We start from the raw sequence: 18,607 nt of genomic DNA on the forward strand, positions 1-18,607 counted from the left end.
ATCACCGCTCTTGTGTGTCGGGCGTGTCTGCATGCCCATTTTCTGGGGACACGTCCGAACCAGAAGTTTTTATACGTCGGATGCTTGATTGCGGAAGGGTACCGATGCTCATAAACGTTCTGCCCGTATATTCACCGATCAATCCAAGAAATATAAATTGAAGGCCGAAAAAAACCAGCATGACGATCATCAGCGATGCCCAACCGGGGGCGACAGCACCGCTCATAAAATAATCCAGAACCACATAGGCCGCCCCCAACGAGGACAGTCCGAACAGGCCCAGCCCAATGATCATGCTGATGCGCAGGGGCTGGATAGAAAAATTGAACAGGATGTGCATCCACAACCGCACAAGTTTGCGCAGTGTGTAGTTGCTGTTGCCTATGGTTCTTTCAAGGTGGGTCACCGTTATACTGGCGACGTGGCTGGTATTTTTTAGAATCATTCCCTCAATATAGGGATAAGGGCCATTATAGGCGGCCAATTCACCAACCAATCGCTGGCTCAGACAGCGAAAGGATGACAGGGTCAGGCCATGGGGTTTATCGAGCAGGAGGTTCGATGTTTTATCGGCCAGCCACCCCCCAAAATTTCGCCACGGGGCATATTTTCTTTCATCGAAAGCACCAAAAACGGCATCCAAATCGTTTTCTTGCGCGTAAGCATGAAGTTTGGAAATCTCATCTGCGGGTTGTTGTAAATCATCATCCATGGTGATGACGTAGTCACCGCGGGCATATCGCAATCCGGTTAAAACAGCATTGTGTTCGCCAAAATTTCGGGCCAAATCGATAAACGTAATGGGCAAGGTGGATGTTTCGACCAGGGAGTCGCAAATTTGGGCGCTGTCATCTTCGCTGCCGTCATTCACCAATATGACTTCCATGCCGCCCGGGATCGAAATTTTTTCCAGCATATTTATCAGCGATGGCACAGTTTCAGCCCCGTTGAAAACGGGAATCACGACACTAATAGTAAGGTTTTCAGCCAATTTTTTTCCCAACAACAAGTATGGAGCCTCCAAAAGGGAAGCGCAGTCCACATTTTAGCAAAAAATGTTCAACGCGCATTACAGCGTTGAAGATAACTTCAAGTGCGGCAGGGTAATCCGTAACATCGCTTTTCCCCGCCTGCGTGCTTGAAAACAGTTTCCTGCGTATAACCATCAATGGAAACAGAAGTGTGTTCCAATAAGAGGAATATTCAATCATAAACCCGGCATCTTCCAGTATTTTACACAGGCGACGTCTTGTAAAGCGGCGCGCGGTGTAAACGGCGTCGTCATGGTAACTTCGCATCCAGTTATATGCGGGCACATGAACAACGAAAATACCCCCCGGGGCAATGCACCTAAAGGCGTCTTTGGCGGCAAGCTCGGGATCGGCCCATTGGTGATAGAGCACATCCGATGAAATGATAGCCGAAAAAACATCTTCATCGAACGGCAGCGCATTGACCGACCCAACCAGAGTGACAGCCCCCGATTTTTTCGCAGCGGCCTTTGTGGCATAGGGGGATGCATCAATGCCAATGGTCTCGGCGGATGGCCGCGTGTCATGGAGAATTTTTAACATCCCGCCGGTGCCACACCCGGCATCCAGAAGACGTTCGCTTTGGTTTGGGTGATGGCGTTTTATGGCCCAGGCAAGGTTGGTATGCAGGCCGCGATACCACCACATGCTGTCTTCCATCTCAGCCATTTTTTCAAATTCATCAGGCTGCATGGATGCCTCTAGGGGCGGCGGCTGGCCACCCATGGATGGCTATATTGATTGAAGGTTTATAATTCATCGAGAATGCTGGCAAGGTAGCACCCGTATTCACTGTCGCGGTATTCATCAACCAGGGCTGAAAATTCTTTTTTGTTTATGAAACCGGAGCGAAAAGCAATTTCTTCGGGACAGGAAATTTTTAGGCCAGCGCGTTTTTCGATGACCTTGATAAATTCGGAAGCCTCAAGCAATGCTTCGGGCGTGCCACAGTCAAGCCATGCCGTCCCCCGTCCCAGAAGTGAAATATCCAGATTGCCCTGCTCAAGAAGGCATCGGTTAACATCCGTGATTTCAAGCTCACCACGCGCTGAAGGCGTTATGGTCTTGGCAACGCTAACAACATCACCGCCATAAAAATAAAGCCCGGGCACGGCCCAGTTAGAGGCTGTCGCTTTCGGCTTTTCCACAAGGTTTGTCAGGGCGTCATTTTCATCAAGGGTAGCAATCCCAAAATTTTCCGGGTCCTTAACCTTGTATCCAAAGATGGTGTTTTTACCGACGTCTTCGGCAATTTTTTGCAGCGCAACGCTTAGGTCGTTGCCGTAAAATATATTGTCCCCAAGAATAAGCGCGACGGGATCGTTGTCAATAAAGTCTTCTGCAAGAAGGAATGCCTGTGCAATGCCTTCGGGGTTTTTTTGTTCGACATAAGAAAAACGCAGCCCCCATTTTTTCCCATCCCCAAAAAGCTGTTGAATAAGAGGCAGCGATTCCGGGGAAGATATAATCAAGATATCCTGGATCCCTGCCAGCATCAGCGTTGATAGGGGATAATAGATCATTGGTTTATCGTAGACGGGCAGCAATTGTTTGCTGACGACCTTGGTCATTGGGAAAAGACGTGTTCCCTGCCCGCCAGCCAATATGATGCCCTTATTAAACATGGTTGCTTGCTTTCATTAAGGTTGGTGGGACGTTTAACGGCCCAACCCAAGTCGGGCACCGTCGTATAATTCAACTTTCATCTGTTCCCGCCAATCTTCATTGTCGAGATACCATTGCACCGTCATTTCAAGGCCAGCGTCAAATTTGTGGGATGGCTGCCAGCCAAGTTTCTTTTTTGTCATTGAGGCATCAAGGGCATATCTGAAATCATGCCCCGGACGATCTTTGATAAAGGTAATTAGAGACTGGTAGTCATCTGTCCCGGCGCGGGGCTTCATTTTGTCCAGCATCTGGCAAATCGTTTTGGTTATCTCAAGGTTGCTTTTTTCTGCATCACCGCCAAAAACATAGGTATCCCCGGGCATGCCATTGGCAAGAACATTCAGGAGCCCCGCGACGTGGTCATCAACATAAAGCCAGTCACGGACATTGCTGCCGTCACCATACAGGGGAATGGGCTGTTCATCCAAAGCCTTGCCAATAATGACGGGAATTAATTTATCGGGAAATTGGAATGGGCCGTAATTATTGGAGGTGTTGGTGACAATGGTTGGAAGGTTGTACGTTCGGTGCCACGCACGGACCAAATGGTCCGCAGAAGCCTTGCTGGCAGAATAGGGAGAATTTGGGCGGTATGGGCTGGTTGCATCGAAGTGACCATTGGCATCAAGACTTCCAAAAACCTCATCGGTGGAAACATGGATGAACCGGAAAGCTTCTTGAGCATCGTTGCCCAAGGTTTCAAAATATTCTGTGGTAGATTCTAGCAGGTTAAAAGTGCCAATGATATTGGTCTGAATAAATTTTGCCGGGCCATCGATGGATCGATCAACATGGGTTTCGGCCGCCAGATGAACAACGGCATCAGGGCATGTGTCAAAAATGATTCTGCGGACATCATCACGATTGGCGATATCAATTTTTTCAAATCTATAATGGGGATTCCCATCGGCGACTGCAAGTGCCCCGGGGGTGGCCGCATAGGTGAGGCTGTCAATGTTAATAACATCAAGGTCGGGTTGGGCTAATGCGCGTCGCACAAATGCAGATCCGATAAAACCTGCCCCCCCCGTTACAAGAATTCGCATAGTCATTAACCCACATAAAATAAATAAACCTGCACCACAACATACTTCATGATGCCATAGTCTGCATAGTTATCCCTAGCGCAACAAACGATCCAGAGGGCGTCCGCGGCCATCTACGGTTTTGCTGATGGCATAATACAGAACGGCTTCACTGAACCCCATGGCCTTTAATTTGGGCATGGGGCCTTTGCTGATGCGCTTTTCGGCTTTGAAAAAATCAGAAGCAATCCGAGGCATGGTATCTGCCGAGATTGTGTTGGCGCTTTGCCAAACAAGGATTCCAAGCATGAACGTTAATAGGCCGGGAACGACAATAATACTATGGTGTTTGAATGCCCCCTCTCTGGCCATGAGTTTGCCAAGGGTGAGCAGACATATTCCAAACAGCATTGCGGGCGCGATGACCATAAGCAGCCTGCCAGCAAGCCGTCCCCAGAAATTATATGCCTTAAACCAGGGTTCAAAGAGTTCGGTGTTTAATTGCGAAATAACACCATAGGTGAGGATCGCAATTGCGAGCCACACAAGAATCAGCAGGATCAAATCTGCCCCAACCGTACCGCGCGCTAAAAGCCATTTTTGTGTCACTGCATAAAGAGACGTATCCCCCAGCAAAGCGTTGTGCAGGGAAGACGTTTTTAGGACAGCAAAGACCACCGCGCATAGGGCGATTGTCCCCCCGATCAAAAAATACAGGGCATTGGTGCCGATCAGGCTATCGAACATGGATTCGCGCAGGACAAAACTTGTCATGCCAACAAGAAGGGCGATAGCGATTTTGGGTGTGCGAAAAATTTCCGGACGGAGAACAACATCCATTCCAAATAACAAAGCAAGGAGCATGCCCGACGAGCTTAGATGGATAAAAGAAAGCAAAATCACCAGCAAATAGGACAGGAAGTATGCGTTGTTCCAGCGTAAGGCGAAGACGCCAATCATAAGGAGGGCAAAGTTGCTGCGCGGTGGGAATGAAAGGGGCGAAAACTGTGTTGATGGATGAAGCAACATTTCAATCGTATTTTTTGCCATATCCCAAAAACTATTTTGCAAGACAAGATGCGCAAATGAATTGTCTTTCAATGGCAAATAGAATGCGATCCCATACAGAATGATCGTTACCCCCAGTGCCCATGAAAAAACGCTGTTTCTGATAAAGTAAAAAATCCCTATCAACAGACTTAATGCGAAGGCAAAAGAGGCAACAAACCCGATCGTAATGGATTGCGCAAGATACATTGGATAGAGCGATGGTATGGGATCAAACAGGGGTTTGAATACGCGGCTGACCCCATAGTGAATGATGCCAGGAAGCGTATATTCATTTAGATAATCCCGGTGCAAAATCAGGCGCTTCATGGCGTGAGGGCGGGTTTTTCCTTTTTGTTTAAAGTGCTTAACCGCACGGTTGTTAAGCGCCAGAACTTCTTTTTCATGAAAAACATTAAGACCAGATATATAAAAAAGAAGGTTGTCGTCACTTCCGCGCGCGCCCGTCGAAATAAAATTGAGGTTCGTCGCAAATCCGGAAATCAGGACAATGGCCAGAATGAGGATTTGCCCGTGGCGGTGGAGAAATTGTCGTAGGAGGGACATTGGAATCATTTCTTTGTGTTTAGGGAAGATCACTCAACGTAGAGGCTTCGTATCATGGAACCAAAATAGAAGTTTTTTGGTACGAATTCCCAATAAAAAAATCAAACAGGGGTATCAGATGAATTTATTGGCGGGGCTGTATCAGCCAGATCACCCCGCCGGGCAATGTGGTTGCCAGTAGACCGACCCCAAAAATTAAAGACAAACTAAGCGCTGCTTCGGGTGCGATGCCGGCAAAGCCAAGGAAGAAAGCCATTGCCCCTTCGCGCAATCCCCAACCGGCATAAGAAAGTGGAATAACGGAGGCCAGGATGACAGGGGGCACCAATGCCAATGCCAAACCGGGTTCCAGGTAAATCCCAAGCCCAGCTGCCAATGCCAAAATGGCAGAGACAGTGAGCAGATGGACCAGGGTAGATAGGAACAGGCATAAAACGGTTTGCCCGCCCGCCAGAAACGTTTTTTTGGAGGCCGTGCTGATGTCTTTGGCCCAGGTGAACAGGGCACCAATCACAGGCAGGGTAAAAAGCCGTTGCCATAGAGGAATGCGGTGAAACACGATCATTATGCCAACGCTCGTAAAAACCGCCAGAACAAGGCCGCCCAGTGTTGCTGGCAACCGGCTGTCACCCTCCAGCTCAGTCAGAAAGGGCAGGCCAAAGGTGATGAGAATGACCAGCCCAACCAGGGCAGCAATTCGGTCAAGGCCAACAGAAACCATGGCGCGCAGCGGTGCGCTGCCGCCTTTGAAAATGTGCCACATTCTAAAGGCATCGCCTGCTAAATTAGTGGGCAACGCCTGATTTATAAAAAGGCTAATGTAGGTAACCCTGTACACGTCCCAATATTTCATGGGTAATTCCTGGGTTCCAAGGATAATTTTCCATCGCCATGCGGTGATGCCAATGGCGATGATTTCCAGCCCAAAGGCCAAGGCAAGGGCGGGTATCGAGATAGATTTCAGCCGTGCGCCCAACAGCGCCAGATCAATGTCTGAAAAAACCCAGATAATGAGGCCAGCGGATATGGCGACTTTAATCGCCCCCAAGACCCACGTCTTTTTATTTATGGCCAACGCCATTCCATGAGCTCCTGAGGCAGGTCCAGATAGGGCGCAATCATGTCAATGGACACAGCAAGTGCCAGGGCACCCAAAAGTGAGATCACCATACCGACCACCATTTTTGCGTCAAATATTTCATGTTCGCGGTTCACCAATGTGCTGAACAGGGTGCGGAAAACAATGGACGTGCGCTGAATGGGCGACACAACCGATACAGGGGCAATGGTCAGTGCTGCGTAGCGAAACATTTGAGCAACACATACGGCAACGCCGGAAAAAAGAAACCAGGGCAGGGATTTGCGATCGGTTGCCCTGATTTCTGAAATACGGCCTTTGGGGATAAGGAAAAGACAAAAAAAGATCGAAGCCGCAAAATAGGAAACAAGTCCGGCAGCCATGCTCTTGTCGCTGTGTTCAAGGCCTAAGCGCACGAAAATTGGGCTGAGCCCGTAGCCTGTCGCTGTCAGTGCGGCAAAGATGTAGCCTTCCATATATTTTGGTTCGAACTTTTTGGGGGCATCGGGGTTTTCTTCAGACCCTTTTGCTTCGCTCTCTTTTTTAGCTTTTTGTGCTTTTTTGCGTCGACCCATAACCATGACCGCAGGGCCGATGGCGATCAAAATCAGTCCTAACACGCGCAAAGGGGTCAATTGTTCGTCCAGCCAGATGATGGCCAGCGTTACGGACATGATCAGGTTCACCTGCTGTACCGGCCCGGCCAGATTGGCGCCAATGGCTTTGACGGCTCGATACCCACAATACCGTCCCCATACGAAATGAAAGACACCAGCCAGTGAAAGCCAAACATAAGCCATGCCATCAAAGGTGAAAATGGCATCAAGCTCACCTGCGACGACAGCAACGATAAAAAACAGGGGAACACCCAGAGGCACGGTGACGGCCAAGGCCTGAAACGTCGTGGATGCAATTACCCCCCGGCGTATGCTGGCGCTGTTCAGCCCAAAGGATGCAGCAGAAATAAGGGCATAAAGTGCGCCAAGCATGAAAGTGGGAAACCAGACTTATTGTTGTTATTGCCTTGAAAGGGAGGCGCAGTATCCCTGAAAATGCCCTTCGGGGGAAGGAAAAGCACTAAATATAGGATGTTTGTAGCAACTTGTGCTTAATTCGCTCGCAATAGAGCATTAACTAAGTTTGTATTATGATTTCCGCTGCTTAGAAGCGTTTGCCATTCGTTAGGGTGGTGTAATGGGTCGGGAAGACATAAATGGCTAAAAAATTAGAGAACACGACGGGTTTGCTGATTGAGCAAACCGTCAAACAAGCCCGGTTGGGCTTAAAGGGAAGTGCTGGCGAACGGTTTGAGCTGTTTGCGCAACTTTATTTTACCGGGGTTGTCCACGAAGACATTGCGACACAGACCCCCCAAGACCTTGCAGGCCAGACCCGGTCCATTCTGGGGTTTCTCGGCAAGCGCAAACCGGGCCGTGCCTTGGTTCGTGTTTTTAATCCCGAATATGCGCGTGATGGCTGGAACGGTAATCATACCGTTATCGAAATAATTAATGATGACATGCCCTTTTTGGTGGATTCGGTAAGAGCGGCCCTGAATTTCCGGGGCTATGGGATCAATTTGGTGATCCATCCCATTATTGCTGTGACCCGCGATAAGGCGGGCACCCTTAAGTCCGTGAAGGCTATTTCCGATACCGGAAATAAAGCCAAAAGCAAAGAGAGCTTCCGGGCGGAATCCATCATCCATATGGAAATAGATCGCCAAGCAACCGCGTCGGAAATTGCAGAGATAAAACGCGCCCTCAATACCGTAACGGATGATGTGCGCTCTGCGGTTAAGGGCTGGATGCCCATGCGCAACAAATTGGCTGAGATTATTGATGGCCTGCCCGCCAAAGGCGGCGCCGGTGTAGAAGAGGTCCGGGAATTTTTAAAGTGGCTTGATGATGATCATTTTACGTTCCTTGGGTACCGTCGCTATGACTTCACCACGGCTGATGCCAAGGGTGAAGGCGCCATTGTTCGCAATTCCGGTCTTGGCATCTTAAGCAAACCATCAACCCGGGTGTTTACCCTCGATAACAGCGCAGGGTTTGGCAAGGTGCGGCGCCAGTTGGCGGCATCAGAACTGGTTACCATTGCAAAGGCCAACCGCCGCTCAACGGTTCATCGCTCGGTCCATATGGATACCATCGGTATTAACATCATGGATGCGCGGGGAAAGACGGTTGGGGAACACCGATTTATTGGCTTATTCACATCCCATGCCTATAGCCTGAGCCCGCGGTTTATCCCGCTTTTGCGGCGCAAGATTGAACGGGTTATTGCTAAAACGGGGCTGAAGCCATCAAGCCATGACGGCAAAGCATTGCTGCATACCCTGGAAACGTATCCTCGTGATGAGTTATTCCAGATTTCTGAAGGCGATCTTTTAGAAAGCGGATTGGGCATTCTCCACCTTCAGGAACGACAGCGTACTGCGTTGTTCACGCGCAAGGACCCATTTGGCCGGTTTGTTTCCTGTCTCGTCTACACACCCAAAGAAGAGTTTGGCACACCGCTCAGGGAGCAGTTTGAAACCATCCTTTGTGCGGCCTTTAACGGAACCGTTTCAACTTTTTACACCCATATCGGTGATGAGCCATTGGCTCGGGTCCATTTTATCATCAAGACCGATCCCGGGCGCAGCTTGCGCTATGACCACAATCAAATAGAAGCAGACCTTGCTGTCGCTGCGCGGTCCTGGGCCGATGAACTACGGGACGATCTTGTCGCCGCCCATGGCGAACGCGATGGTCTGATTTTGTTTGATCGATATAAAGATTCGTTTGCCATTGCTTACCGCGAAAGTTTCAGTGCCACCCAGACAATCCATGACATTGAAAAAATTGAATCTCTGGTGTCCGGTTCTGGTCATGCCCTAAATCTTTATCGCCGCCAGGGCGCAGAAGGTGACGCGCTGCAGCTCAAAATTTATCAGCAAGATATGCCCATTCCCCTTTCCGATGTTCTGCCCATGCTGGAAAACATGGGGCTTCGGGTGATGGCAGAAGTTCCTTTCTCGGTTGCCTGTGGCCCGGATAAAACCGTTTGGATTCACGACTTTGAATTGCGTCAGTGTTTATGTCCGGACGAGAAACAAAAAGGGCCTGGATTTGCAAAAATAAAAGAAGTGTTCGAAGAGGCCTTTGCCTGCGTCATGCGGGGCGATATTGAAGATGATGGCTACAACCAATTGGTGCTCGCCGCGGCCCTTGGCTGGCGTGATGTTGTTTTGTTGCGCGCGTATTCAAAATATTTGTGGCAAATACGCGCCCCCTTCAGTCAGGATTATATGATCTGCACGGTGGCCTCCAATCCGGGTTTTGCACGGATGTTGGTGGATCTTTTTGTTGCCAGGTTTGATCCCAAAAATCGCAAAAAGGCCGAAGCCCGCGCGGTGATTTTAAAAGTTAAATACGAAGCAGCGCTGGAAGCTGTCCAAAGTCTGGACGAAGATCGTATTCTTCGCCGCTTTCTCAATCTGGTTTTAATGACCCTTCGTACCAACTACTACCAACCAGATAGTGCGGATTGTCCTAAATCATATGTTTCATTCAAACTGGCAAGTGATGGCATTGATGATTTGCCACTGCCCAGGCCTTGGCGCGAAATTTTTGTCTATTCTCCAAGCATGGAAGGTATTCATTTGCGCGGTGGCCCGGTGGCCCGTGGCGGCATCCGTTGGTCGGATCGGCGTGAAGATTTTCGCACTGAAATCCTCGGCCTGATGAAGGCACAGGTGGTTAAAAACCCTGTGATTGTGCCAACGGGCGCAAAGGGGGGCTTCGTTGTGAAGCGCCCACCATTGACCGGCGGGCGCGAAGCGTTCCTGGCCGAAGGGATTGAATGCTACAAGGACTTGATGCGGGGCCTTCTCGACATTACCGACAACCGTTCCGGCGATCATATCATCCCCCCCAAAGACGTTGTTCGCCACGATGGTGATGACCCCTATTTGGTGGTTGCCGCAGATAAGGGCACGGCGACCTTTTCAGATATTGCGAATGGTGTCTCCAGAGATTATGGATTTTGGCTGGATGATGCCTTTGCATCAGGCGGGTCCGTTGGGTATGACCATAAAAAAATGGGGATTACCGCACGGGGTGCCTGGGAATCGGTCAAACGGCATTTCCGTGAAACCGGCAAAAATATTCAGAAGCAGGATTTTACTGTGGTTGGCGTCGGCGATATGGCGGGCGATGTGTTTGGCAACGGCATGCTGCTTTCGCGCCACATTCAATTGGTGGCAGCGTTCAACCATATGCACATTTTTATTGACCCCGATCCAGATCCGGACAAAAGCTTTGTTGAAAGGCAACGTCTGTTCAAAAAACCGCGATCATCATGGACTGATTATGACAAAAAACTAATCTCAAAGGGCGGCGGCATTTTTGAACGCAGTGCCAAATCCATTCCCCTTTCACCGGAATTAAAAAAACTGTTGGGCATTTCGCAGGGAAGCCTTTCCCCAGACGATCTTGTCCGCCACCTGTTGATGGCAGAAGTTGATCTTCTGTGGTTCGGTGGCATTGGCACCTTTGTTAAGGCGGCGGGTGAAAACAACGCAGATGCCGGTGATCGCGCCAATGATGGGGTGCGGATCAATGGTGCAGATCTTCAGTGTAAGGTTTTGGGAGAAGGCGCAAACCTTGGGATTACCCAGGCAGGGCGCATTGAATATGCCCAAAATGGCGGCCGCCTGAATGCAGACTCGGTGGATAATTCTGCAGGCGTTGATTGTTCGGATCACGAAGTCAATATCAAGATTCTTCTGGGCCAATTGGTGGATTCCAAAAAGCTGACCATGAAGGCCCGGGACAAACTTTTGAAGTCTATGACAGCAGAAGTATCAAAGCTTGTTTTGCGGGATAATTATCTCCAGACCGCAGCGCTCAGTATTGCTCAATCACAAGCACCAACGCGCCTGCCAAATGCGGTTCGTCTGATCCGTTCTTTAGAAAAAATAGGCTTGCTTGACCGTGTGGTGGAAGGCCTGCCTGACGAAGAAGCCCTTGCCCAACTTGATAACGCTGGTGCCGGGTTGACCCGGCCCGAAATTGTTGTGTTGCTGGCCTACGCAAAAATTGCGCTCAAAGACGAATTGATGGTTTCCGATCTGCCTGATGATAAATTTTTGGTGGACGATTTGGTCGAATACTTCCCCACACCGATCCGCAAAAACCATAAAAAGGCCATCACTGATCACCGGTTGGCACGTGAAATTGTGGCAACATCTATTACCAATCAGATCATAAATCGGGGCGGGTTCACGTTTGTGAACGACCTGAAGGAACGGTCCGGCTGTGATGCGATTGCCGTCGCACAGGCATTTATCATTGTTCGCGACGCCTTTGACTGTGGCGCGCTCTGGGATGGCATAGAGGCTTTGGATAACAAGGTTGATGCGGCATTGCAGCTGGATATGTTGCAACAAATTGCTGGGTTCATGGAGCGTGCAACCTTGTGGTTCCTACAAAATGGCGACCATCCACTGGATATGGGGATTACAATTGAACTGTATCGCCCGGGGATTAAGGCGTTGGCTAAATCCCTGTCCAAAATTGTTTCCGCTGATGATCAGGCGACGGCCAATGATATGCGCCAAGGCCTTGTTGACCGGGGTGTTCCAAAACCATTGGCGGGCGCGGTTACGGACCTTTCTTTCCTGAACGTTGCCCCGGATATCATCAGGATATCGGATGGTAACGTGAGGGAAGTCGCAGCAGGGGCTCAAATTTATTTTGGGGTTGGCCATCGGTTTGGGTTCGATTGGCTGCGGGGTGCAGCACTGCGTATGGATTGCCAAACGCCATGGCAGCGCCAAGCCGTCCAAGCCATCGTGGACGATCTTTATGGCCTGCAATATGAAATTGTGGCTCATGTCATGGAGGTGGCGGGCGACGTTGGTATTGCCGGTGCCATGGTGGATATCTGGGCCGATGATCGAAAAAACCATGTGGCCCGGTGTGAACAAATGTTGGCAGACATGCAGGGCGCGGCCAACATTGATGTTTCCATGTTGGCGGTTGCACTGCGCCAGTTGCGACAATTGGTAACGGGCTAGGCCGGGATGGGAATGGGGGAATCATCATATAAATCCCCTAAATCGTACAAAATGCACAAAACACGACGCGTGCAGGCGGCTTGGTGCCTTTATGATTGGGCAAATTCTTCGTTCCCGGCAGTCATTCTAACCTTTGTTTTTGCGGCCTATTTCACCCGTTCCGTTTCCGTTAATCCGGTTGAAGGCACGGCTCAGTGGGGGATGGCGATCAGCCTTTCTGCCATCGCAATTGCCATCATCAGTCCCGTGCTTGGCGCCATTGCCGACAACAATGGCCCGCGCAAGCCATGGCTTGGGGTCTTTACTGTGTTGTGCATTGTGGCAACGGGTTTTTTATGGATTGTGGAACCCCATCCGGCGTTTGTTTTGCCGGGGCTTATTCTTTTGGGCATTGCCAATTTTGCCTTTGAAACAGCCGTGGTTTTTTACAATGCCATGCTGCCCGAATTTACCCCCCGCCCCCTTTTGGGCCGCATGTCGGGCTGGGGTTGGGGGTTGGGCTATGCGGGTGGCCTTGTTTGTCTTGGATTAATTCTTCTGGTCTTTATTTATGCAACACCCGCCCCCTTTGGCCTTGATCGATCCGCCCTTGAACATGTGCGCATTGTGGGCCCGGTTGCCGCCCTTTGGTATGGCGTGTTTGCCCTGCCGCTGTTTCTGTTTGTGCCCGATTGCCCATCCAGTGGGGTGTCCATTGGCGTGTCTATAAAACGCGGATTGCGGCAACTTGTTCAAACATTTTGGCGCATACGGGATCACAAGGAAATCATGCGGTTTCTGGTTGGGCGAATGATTTATACCGATGGGTTAAACACCCTGTTTGCCTTTGGCGGTGTTTATGCCGCCGGCACATGGGGGATGGCCGTGGACGAGGTTATTCTGTTCGGCATTGCCATGAGCCTGACCGCAGGGATTGGGGCCGCAGGGTTTGCCTGGATCGATGACTGGATCGGCGCAAAGCGCACCATCATCATCGCCTTGTTTGGGCTCATTGTGTTTGGCGGGCTGATTTTTGTGGTGACTTCCAAAGCCGCGTTTTGGGGTTTGGGGATGGGGCTTGGCATTTTCTTTGGCCCAGCCCAGGCGGCCAGCCGGTCCTTGATGGCACGCATGGCCCCAAAAGAGCTGCGCACAGAGATGTTTGGCTTTTATGCGCTTTCTGGCAAGGCGACGGCCTTTATTGGCCCGGCACTTCTGGGGTGGGTGACGGTCATGGCCAATTCCCAAAGGGTGGGCATGGCAACGGTGCTGATCTTCTTTGTGGTCGGCCTGATCATTATCTGGCCCCTGAAGGAGCCACAAGAGACAGCGTGATCAGTGCCGGAAGTGGCGCATGCCGGTCATCACCATGGCAAGCCCGGCTTCATCTGCGGCCTTGATAACATCTTCGTCCCGGATGGACCCGCCGGGCTGGATAATCGCTTCGGCACCTGCTTCTGCCGCCGCTAGAAGGCCATCGGCAAAGGGGAAGAATGCATCCGATGCCACCACGGACCCAATGGCGCGGGTTTGCGCCTCACCGGCGGCTTGGGCGCCTTCCTGGGCTTTCCATGCGGCGATGCGCGATGAATCAACGCGGCTCATTTGCCCGGCCCCAATGCCTACTGTGGCACCGTCTTTTGCGTAAACAATGGCATTGGATTTGACGTGTTTGCAGATGGTAAAGGCAAACAGCAAATCCTTGATCTGATCATCGGTGGGCTGGCGTTTGGTCACAACTTTCAAATCTTCTGGCCCGATATGGCCCTGATCGCGGCCCTGAAGCAAAAACCCGCCCGCCAGGGTGCGAACGGTCATGCCCGCTGTGTCTGCGCTGGCCATGGCACCTGTGGCGAGGACGCGGACATTCTTTTTTGCAGATAAAATTTTGCGCGCATCATCGGATATTTCCGGTGCGATCACGACTTCAACAAACAGCTTGGCAATTTCTTCGGCCATGGGGCCTTCCAGCACCCGGTTGCACGCAATGATGCCGCCAAAGGCAGAGACCGGATCACACGACAGCGCGCGAAGATAGGTGGCCAGCAGGTCGTCGCCCGTGGCAACGCCGCAAGGATTGGCATGTTTGATAATGGCGACGGCGGGCTGGCTAAATTCACTCACCAGTTCAAAGGCCGCATCGGTATCGTTGAGGTTGTTAAAGCTTAATTCCTTGCCCTGAATTTGTTCGGCCATGCCCACACCCGGCCGGGGATGGGTGGGGTCTAGATAAAAAGCGGCTTGTTGATGGGGATTTTCCCCATAGCGCAGCGTTTGGGAAAGCTTTCCAGAGACGGTGACCCGGTCTGGAAAAGGCGTTCCCAGCGTGTCTGCAAACCAGCCGGAAATGGCGGAATCATAGGCCGCTGTCCGGGCATAGGCCGATGCGGCCAGTGTTTTTCTGAATTCAAGGCCGGTGGCCCCTTTGTCAGAGGTTTGCTCGCCATCCATTTCTTGCTTTAAGGCATCATAATCGCCCGTATCGGTAACGACGGAGACAAAGGGGTGGTTTTTTGCCGCCGCCCGGATCATGGCCGGGCCACCGATATCGATGTTTTCAACGCAGGTGTCATAATCGGCACCCTTGGCGACGGTTTCTTCGAAGGGATAGAGGTTGATCACAATTAGATCAATGGCCGGGATGCCGTGGGCCGCCATAGACTCAAGATCGCCCGCATTGTTGCGCCGCGCCAAAATGCCGCCATGGATTGTTGGGTGCAGGGTTTTGACCCGGCCATCCATCATTTCAGGAAATCCGGTCACGTCAGACACATCTTTGACGTCCAGTCCCCCATCACGGAGGGCTGCGGCGGTGCCACCCGTAGAAACAAGCTCTACCCCATGGCCAACAAGGAAGCGGCCCAATTCAATCAGTCCGGTTTTGTCAGAAACACTAAGAAGGGCACGGGTAATGGGGATGGAATCAAAATCAGCCATGGGTGGGTTCAAAAAGCCTCTGGTTGGATGGTGAAAAAATTGTGGGGCGATTATGGTGTTGCCCGTTTCTGGTTGATGGTTGCTGCATTGCCATGGGACGGCGGCGCGTATTCGGGAACAAGTCTGGACAGGATAGAAAGGGCATTGGCGCGGTCGTGTTCATTGGCGGCCTTGAAAATTTCATCTAATCCCTTGGTCACTTCAGCCAGTTCAAGGGCTCTGGGTCTTGCAATCAGGACGCCCGGATACCGGGTGGGCTCGGTTTTTTCTGCTTCATGGAAAAGCTCTTCATTCAGTTTTTCACCGGGTCTCAGCCCTGTAATTTCAATGGCGATGTCTCTATCCGGTTCAAGGCCAGCCAGTAAAATCATCTGGCGGGCAAGGTCAATAATTTTTACAGGTTCTCCCATATCAAGAACACAAATGCCACCATTTGCACCATCGTCTTCGGGCCTGAGGGAAGACGCTTCTAATACCAGCTCCACCGCTTCACGGACTGTCATGAAATAGCGGGTAATATCAGCGTGGGTCACCGTCAGCGGACCACCATGGGCCAACTGGCGTTGAAACAGGGGCACAACCGATCCGGTGGAACCCAATACGTTCCCGAAACGAACGGTTACGAAGTGGGTGGTGTTTTTTGCATCACCCCCGTTTTGGGCCTCCAGGTTCAGGGCCTGACAATAGCTTTCCGCAAGCCGCTTGCTGGCGCCCATCACCGATGACGGGTTCACTGCCTTGTCGGTTGAAATCAAAACCATGGTTTCAACGCCCGCTTTGCGACAGGCATCAGCGATGTTGCGTGTGCCCCCGGCGTTGGTCAGCAGGCCTTCTATGGGCTGGGCCTCGACCATGGGGACATGTTTAAGCGCCGCTGCGTGGAAGACGATATGGGGTTTGGCTTGTTCAACAATATTTTCAACCGATTGGCGGTCGCGCACATTGCCCAAAACCGCCTGGGTTTCAAGGCGGCCTGCCCGTTCAGTGATTTCCAGATCGACGGTGTAAAGGGCGAATTCGCTGTTATCAACAAGGGTCAGGTGAACGGGCCCCAGATCAGCGATTTGGCGCGCCAGTTCGCTGCCGATGGTGCCGCCAGCGCCGGTTATCAATACCCTGCGCCCAGCGATAAGCTTTTTCATGGCGTCCCGGTCCAAAACCTGTTGGGCGCGCCCGAGAAGGTCTTCGATGGCAATGGGGCGGGGTTCTACCTTGTCCATTTGGCCGGTGCGGAAATCCGTGATCCGTGGCAGGCGCGCAAGGGTGACGCCAAAGCCATCGGCCTTTTCCATCAATGCCGTCATGTCGGTGCCAGAAAAGGCGGGATCGGTAACAATAAAGCGTTGCGGGCGGCGTCCCTTTTGGGTCAGCGTCGCCATAACACGATCAAGGGCATCAAGATTTCCCAACACCTCCAGCCCGTGGATGTGTCGCCCAATCCGGCTTTCTTTGGCATCAACAATACCCACAGCGCGGTAATGGGCGTTGTCGCCACTATTGGTGGCCCGCAGGAACAGCTCTGCGCCATCCCCGGCACCAATCAGCAGCACCGGGATGCGTTCAGATTGTGCCATTGTCCCCCCCCGCCCTGTTCTGCCCTTGATCAGGCGGAACAAAACCCTTGGGCCAGCCAGCAACGCCACCAGCACCAGCCAGTTTATGGCTGTCGCGGAACGGGGCATGGCTTCAAGGCGCGTGACCAGAAACAACACCAGAAGGAACAGAAGAACGATTGCCGTGACGGCCCGCATAATTTGGGTGATTTCAGGAAGGGATGTATAGCGCCACACGGTCCGATGCAGTTTTAGGGCGATAAAAATTCCCATGGAAACCAGGGTGAAGACAGCGGTGCCAATGGTGACCAGCTGGACGGAGTGTTCAAGCGGGTTTGTCCCAAGACGAAGATAGAGCGCCAGGACAAAGGACAGTGCTGCCATGAACCCGTCATGAAACAGCACCAGCCCTGAGCGAATATAGGATCTGAATGTTGGCTTCATGGACGGGTGTCGCTTCCGTCGGATGGTGTTTCGTTTTGCATCTTGTCTCGAATAGTCTGCTTGGGTAAATGGGTCAAATAAGGGCCCTGAATTTGGCGGCTATTTTGGGCCAATCCACGGGGTGAGTCTATCGGGCCGCTTGCATCAAAGCCATTTTTTTCATTTTTGGGCTCCTGCGTCCGGTTGGGCATGCGCCATCCAGACCAGCATGATGATCACAATGGCCACGGCGCCCGTCAGGCACAGGATATCTCCGATCCAATTGACCACCTGTGCGGAGGTCAGGGCCAAAGCAAACAGCATAATGTTGCCCCGCAAAATGAACAGGGTCACCCGGGCGTGGCTAAACCCACGTTGTACGGCATGTTGATAAAAGTGTTCAGAATGGGCCTTCCAGATGGGGGCCTTGTTCATGGCCCGTCGGACAATGGTAAGGGTGGCATCTGCCAGATAATAGGCAGGCAAAATCAGGGCTGCCAGCCAATAGCCCCACATGGCCAGCATCAACAGCATCCAACCGGTAATAAACCCCAGTGGAACAGAGCCGACATCACCCAGAAAAACGCGGGCAGGGGACCAGTTCAAAACCAAAAACCCACCCGTTGCGGCGGCCAATGCCAGCGCAATCAGGGCCATGGCAATGGCAGGCTTTCCGCCATCGCTACCAATCACAAGCATGATGATGAAAACACCCAAACCGATCATCACTGTTTCGGTGCCGGCCAATCCGTCTATGCCATCCATAAAATTAAACAGATTGATAAACCAAACCCAGGCGATGCCTGTAAGGATGCGGTCGGCCCAAAGTGGCAAGTGACCCTGTAAGAGCAGATGATTTTCCGGGATCATCGTCAAGACGACGGCGACGGCGACACCGTGCCCGGCCAGTCGCAGCAGGACGGAAAGATGGCCAAGATCATCAATCCATGAAATCACGGCTAGCAATACGATCCCGGCCAGCATCGCCCAGACGGCGTTGTTCGTTGGGTCATAGTGCCAATTAATGATCGCAATCAGTGGGATCAGAATGATTAACACGGCCAGCCCGCCGCCTCTGGGGGTCGGCGTGACGTGGCTTGATCGTGCATTGGGGTGGTCTAAAATGGCGCGTCGCACCAAATAGGCGGTTATCCAGCGTGTGATGATCCAGCTGGATGCGAAGATGCCAACGCTGAAAGCGACAGTGAAGGCCATTCCAATTTCTGTCAGCA

At 51.7% G+C, this 18,607-nt stretch carries 12 protein-coding genes; 2 read left to right on the plus strand and 10 right to left on the minus strand.

Annotation, left to right across the window (positions count from 1 at the left end):
* Position 1: 1 nt before the first annotated feature.
* From HOJ08_01380 to HOJ08_01410, 7 genes are all read right to left on the minus strand, one after another.
* A complete protein-coding gene (locus tag HOJ08_01380; protein ID MBT5672089.1) occupies positions 2-991 on the minus strand; it encodes a glycosyltransferase family 2 protein in 990 nt (329 codons plus the stop codon).
* A complete protein-coding gene (locus HOJ08_01385; GenBank protein MBT5672090.1) occupies positions 984-1,724 on the minus strand; it encodes a class I SAM-dependent methyltransferase in 741 nt (246 codons plus the stop codon). Before HOJ08_01385 ends, HOJ08_01380 begins: the two co-directional genes overlap by 8 nt.
* A gap of 56 nt (positions 1,725-1,780) precedes the next feature.
* The gene (gene rfbA / locus HOJ08_01390) at positions 1,781-2,656 is read right to left on the minus strand and encodes a glucose-1-phosphate thymidylyltransferase RfbA (protein MBT5672091.1); all 876 of its coding nucleotides are present in this window, start codon (positions 2,654-2,656) and stop codon (positions 1,781-1,783) included.
* 33 nt (positions 2,657-2,689) lie between these two features.
* Positions 2,690-3,745: a dTDP-glucose 4,6-dehydratase gene (rfbB, locus tag HOJ08_01395; GenBank protein ID MBT5672092.1), complete on the minus strand. Its 1,056-nt coding sequence runs from the start codon at positions 3,743-3,745 to the stop codon at positions 2,690-2,692.
* 75 nt (positions 3,746-3,820) lie between these two features.
* Entirely contained in the window at positions 3,821-5,371 is a 1,551-nt protein-coding gene (locus HOJ08_01400) for a hypothetical protein (GenBank protein ID MBT5672093.1), read from the minus strand.
* A gap of 91 nt (positions 5,372-5,462) precedes the next feature.
* Positions 5,463-6,419, minus strand: coding sequence for a flippase-like domain-containing protein (locus HOJ08_01405; protein ID MBT5672094.1), 957 nt, complete (start codon positions 6,417-6,419; stop codon positions 5,463-5,465).
* Positions 6,404-7,405: a DMT family transporter gene (locus HOJ08_01410; GenBank protein MBT5672095.1), complete on the minus strand. Its 1,002-nt coding sequence runs from the start codon at positions 7,403-7,405 to the stop codon at positions 6,404-6,406. Before HOJ08_01410 ends, HOJ08_01405 begins: the two co-directional genes overlap by 16 nt.
* Positions 7,406-7,629: 224 nt before the next feature.
* Between HOJ08_01410 and HOJ08_01415 the strand changes: the two genes are divergently transcribed.
* Complete coding sequence (locus tag HOJ08_01415) at positions 7,630-12,483, plus strand: NAD-glutamate dehydrogenase (protein ID MBT5672096.1); 4,854 nt, start codon at positions 7,630-7,632, stop codon at positions 12,481-12,483.
* Positions 12,484-12,534: 51 nt separating this feature from the next.
* Positions 12,535-13,797, plus strand: coding sequence for an MFS transporter (locus tag HOJ08_01420; protein MBT5672097.1), 1,263 nt, complete (start codon positions 12,535-12,537; stop codon positions 13,795-13,797).
* Here HOJ08_01420 and purH read toward each other — a convergent pair whose 3' ends face one another.
* From purH to HOJ08_01435, 3 genes are all read right to left on the minus strand, one after another.
* Positions 13,798-15,411, minus strand: a complete 1,614-nt coding sequence (purH, locus tag HOJ08_01425) for a bifunctional phosphoribosylaminoimidazolecarboxamide formyltransferase/IMP cyclohydrolase (GenBank protein MBT5672098.1) — start codon at positions 15,409-15,411, stop codon at positions 13,798-13,800.
* Between the two features lie 38 nt (positions 15,412-15,449).
* A complete protein-coding gene (locus tag HOJ08_01430) occupies positions 15,450-17,396 on the minus strand; it encodes a polysaccharide biosynthesis protein (protein ID MBT5672099.1) in 1,947 nt (648 codons plus the stop codon).
* A 159-nt stretch (positions 17,397-17,555) separates the two neighbouring features.
* A complete protein-coding gene (locus tag HOJ08_01435; protein ID MBT5672100.1) occupies positions 17,556-18,590 on the minus strand; it encodes a glycosyltransferase family 4 protein in 1,035 nt (344 codons plus the stop codon).
* Positions 18,591-18,607: the final 17 nt, after the last annotated feature.

This window comes from Rhodospirillales bacterium, assembly GCA_018666775.1.
Classification (GTDB): Bacteria; Pseudomonadota; Alphaproteobacteria; order SMXQ01; family SMXQ01; genus JABIXC01.